The organism is Candidatus Nanoarchaeia archaeon, from assembly GCA_035290625.1.
Lineage (GTDB): Archaea > Nanobdellota > Nanobdellia > Woesearchaeales > DATDTY01 > DATDTY01.
On record DATDTY010000032.1, the window covers coordinates 1 to 3885 of the forward strand.

Genomic DNA, 3885 nt, shown 5'->3' on the forward strand with positions numbered 1-3885 from the left:
CAGCGAGTTCTGGTGGAAGATCTGACTAGGTGGAGCAGGAGAGTAGAGGATGGCCTGAAAACAATTAAAGAAGCCGCAGAATATGGCTGCACAGTAACATCTGCGGCAGAGGGAGAGGTTGATGTTACGATGCCTGACGGCTGGTTTAGATGTGCCTTGGCCTTTATGATGGCTGAGTGGGCATCAAGGAGCATGAGCTGGAAGGTAAAGTCAGGCATGGATAGGCTCAGAAACAGCACAGAGAAGGCATGTAGGAGCTGCGGAGTTGTGCATCTTGGCAGGCATCCAGGAAGCTGCCAATGTAGAAGATGCCTCAAAAAGAAAGGGTAGGTCAAAAACTTAATAGGGAAAACCATCAAAAAACAAGGGCTTCAATAGGTTAGCCTTTTCAGAAAAAAACGTCGCAGGAGTTTGCGCAGCCAACCTAGTGCCCAACAGGATAAAAGTGCGCGGACCTGGGTAAATGCCAACTTCCTTCTTGCACCGATATCGCCTTTTTTTGCCCAGGCCCGCACAATATTAATGCCGGTTCTATATAAGTTTTATGCTTCGCTGTTTTCTGTCATACATATTTTAATAAGGAGCTTATCGCTACAGGAATGTATGAAAACTCTTCTTATTTCGGCAATTATGCTCTGCTTGCTTGCTGCCTTCGCATCGGCGAGAGGCGATCTTGCGAACCAGGCTCTTGATTCTGATATGATCAAAACCCAGTCAGGAGATTTTTTTCCCTTGGACATTGGCGGATTTGATCCGCAAACGGGCCAGCACAGCGCAAACTTCTTCCTGGGAAATCCAGTCTATTTAAGATTCTCTGACGTTCCCTACAATGTCCGGTGCAATGATGCCCGGTTTGTCGTTGAGATTTACCAACCAAACGGCCAGGCTCAGGTGCTTCGCTCAGCCCCCTTCAGGATTGACGGCTGGCCCAATCCTAACCAACTTAAAGAGGGCCAGGTGCTTGCCTATAATCCTCAGATGATAGGACGGTATGACATGACGGAATACATCTATTGCTATGATGGGGCGCTGTTCAAGCAGAATAATCCGGAATACACCAACGGAGCATGCTTCGGGGAATCTCCATTGCCATCGAATTATTATAGGGTCTCATGCGTTAATCCTGAGAAGGACAGGGATCTCTTTTTTGTGACCCAGCAAAACCCAATCTGCAATAATGTTGGCGCTGTTTTTGAGTCTGGCTGCGACTCCGACAACAATCTGAGAGAAGTATATCAGACTTCAGACTGCACCGCAGCATCAAGGCTTATCCAGGACTGTGAAGCACAATGTATTGACGGCAGGTGCGTTGGAGAGGAAGAATATAGGGCTGAGGTGGAATCCAAGACAGGAACGCAGTATGGCGGCTCAGTAACTCAATCGCCTTCCAGCTCTGGAGAATCCAGCGGCAACAACCTCCTCATCCCCTTCACCATTGCTCTAAGCGTTGTGGTGCTGCTTTTCATAATCTGGAAGAGATGAAACTCCTCTGTTATTAAAAAATTACCATACAATGTCCTACGTCTGTTATAAGAAGGTTAATGACAATTGCTGCACCCATGAACAAGAGTCTTATAGGCAAAATGGCAAGGTTAAGACAAGAGTTCTGAAGTATTTTGGGAGAGCAGATTAATTTTCTAGAGAGCGAGACATTGGATCGCCCTACTCTCCTTAATGGTTACTTTTTATAAGACAGCCTCTGGCGAGAGTTGCACTCGCGACCTCCACCTGTTAGGTGCATAGTACCAAGGTTTTGCGGATTGAAGTTTTTGCTTCGCATCTGGCGCAATAGCTACTATGCTACAGAGGCATGATTCAACGAGGTTCAATGAGGATATTTAAGTATTACTCTTTATTTGGGATTCTGGCCAGTTGCGGGCTTCGGTATAAACACCGTAAACGTCGAGCCTTTCTTCGGGGTTGAGTTTACCCTCACCTTCCCGCCATGCATCTCAACTATCTTCTTGATGATTGCCAGGCCGAGGCCGGTGCCGCTGTAGGTTCTGGTCATGTAGGACTCTACACGGTAAAACTTGTCAAAGAGGTGAGGTATCTTGTCCTGGGGGATGCCGATGCCGGTGTCTGTTACTGAGAATTCCCAGCCATTGCCGAGAGTTTTTGCATCCAGGTAAATCTCTCCGCGATCTTCGGTATATTTGATAGCATTGCTGAGCAGGTTCGTGAATACCTGGGTGAATTGGGCCGGGTCAACAACCAGGGAAAATCCTTTTGGCACCCTGTTGATGATCCTGATATGCTTCCTAGCTGCCAAAGGCTGATAGCCATGGCTCTGGCAAAGATTGTAGAGGTTGAATTCAGAGAGCCGAAGCAAGGCTTTTCCTGACTCCAGCCTGGAAAGGGTCAGATTGTCCTCAATAAGGCTTGAGAGCCTTTTCTGCTCAGACTTGATGAGATTGAGAGCCTTGGCCTGTTTTGGCAAGATCCTGCCAAGCCTTCCCTTGAGGAGGAGATCGGTGTACAGCATTACTGAGGTGAGGGGAGTCCTGAGCTCATGGCTCACAACAGAGACCAGCTCATCCTTCATCCTTCCGATTTCATGCTCATGCCTCAGCTTCTGTTCATAGCTTCTGAGCTGCTGATCGAGCTGTTCGGTGTCAGCAGCCCGGAGATACACAACACGAAAAAAGAGGAGGGCTGAAAGGACAGGGAAAGGAACTGCTGCCACAAGCAGCCTGCCTGATCCAGAATGATAGAACACGTAGTTCATCATCAGGAGGAATTGGGTAATGAAATAAATCAGGAGCGCCGCAAAGATCTGGAATCGGTATCTGATCTGCCGCTTTGAGGCTGTAGCTGTCAGGTAGAGGGGGAGAAGCAGGATTGCAGACTTGATAATGAGGAATGTGAAGAAAAGCAGGCTTTCGTCAAATTCGCCGCCAGGCTGGTAGACGAGCTCCAAAATCCACAGCACCTCGCTCAGGATATAGACAATGCCAAGGAAGAGAAGAGGCGGGAGAAAGGTGCGCTGCTTCCATTTTCCAAGAACAGGATAGACTATGGCATTTGCGAGGACGATCAGGGCAAGGGTCTCGAGCAGGGTATCGAGCAGGGGGAGCCAGAACTCGTATGAGGCTGTGCTCAGGCCTGCAAATATCTTGAAGAAGAGGAAGAGCGTCATCATGAATTTTTCAAGCGAGAATAGGCCAAATGCCAGGCTTGAGATCCTCAGCTCAGAGGTTCTCCTCTTGAGGTATTCTGAGACAACAATGTAGGTAATAAAGCTGAAGATGAGAAACTCAACAGAGCGGGTGAAGAGCAGCCCATTATCACGGCTGAGGAAGAGGAAGAATTTCTGGAGAGGTTCAATGATCATTTAAGTACTTGATGAACAACGTGCAGGAGCTCGTCTGCCTCAAAGGGCTTCATGATGTAGTCATCAGCGCCAAGCTCCATTCCTGCCTGCTCATCCCTGTCCTGGTTTTTTGCTGTTACCATCACCACTTTTGTTTCCCTGAGCCCCTCTTTTATTTTCCTGCAGACCTCATAGCCATGCATCTTTGGCAGCATGAGGTCAAGAATGACAACCGCAGGCTTCAAGAGCAATGCCTTCTGGATGCCTTCTTCCCCATCAGCTGCATGATGGACATTGAATTCTTTCCTGAGCAGCATAGCCTGTGCATCAGCTATAGGCCTTTCATCCTCAATGATCAAACAGATCTTTTTCATTCTCCCCCTACAAATCAGCAATACTTGGATTTTTATAAAGGTTTGGGTTTGGGCGGCAACTGTGCTATCCTGAAAGTATTTCCCTTCGATAGCTTAATTCGTTTCATGTTTATTAAGCCTCCTTTTTCATCTTCCTGACAAATGCCTGCTCTGGAGTTTCCAGAATCTCGAAGCGTAAGCTTCGATGCGGTCTTACCT

Annotated in this window: 4 protein-coding genes; 2 read left to right on the forward strand and 2 right to left on the reverse strand. The window is 47.7% G+C overall.

The window, feature by feature from the left end:
• The coding region (locus tag VJB08_02545) for a recombinase family protein (GenBank protein HLD42845.1) at window positions 1-330 on the forward strand (330 nt) is incomplete at its 5' end.
• 273 nt (window positions 331-603) lie between these two features.
• Window positions 604-1482 (forward strand): hypothetical protein, encoded by an 879-nt coding sequence (locus VJB08_02550; protein HLD42846.1) that lies wholly within the window; start codon window positions 604-606, stop codon window positions 1480-1482.
• Window positions 1483-1852: 370 nt separating this feature from the next.
• Here VJB08_02550 and VJB08_02555 read toward each other — a convergent pair whose 3' ends face one another.
• Window positions 1853-3334, reverse strand: coding sequence for a HAMP domain-containing sensor histidine kinase (locus VJB08_02555; protein ID HLD42847.1), 1482 nt, complete (start codon window positions 3332-3334; stop codon window positions 1853-1855).
• Window positions 3331-3687, reverse strand: coding sequence for a response regulator (locus VJB08_02560; protein ID HLD42848.1), 357 nt, complete (start codon window positions 3685-3687; stop codon window positions 3331-3333). The genes VJB08_02555 and VJB08_02560 overlap by 4 nt, the downstream gene beginning before the upstream one ends.
• Between the last annotated feature and the right edge of the window lie 198 nt (window positions 3688-3885).

Coding starts and splice junctions, on each gene's coding strand:
- VJB08_02550 (HLD42846.1), top strand. CDS start 604: ATGAAAACTCTTCTTATTTCGGCAATTATGCTCTGCTTGCTTGCTGCC.
- VJB08_02555 (HLD42847.1), bottom strand. CDS start 3,334: ATGATCATTGAACCTCTCCAGAAATTCTTCCTCTTCCTCAGCCGTGAT.
- VJB08_02560 (HLD42848.1), bottom strand. CDS start 3,687: ATGAAAAAGATCTGTTTGATCATTGAGGATGAAAGGCCTATAGCTGAT.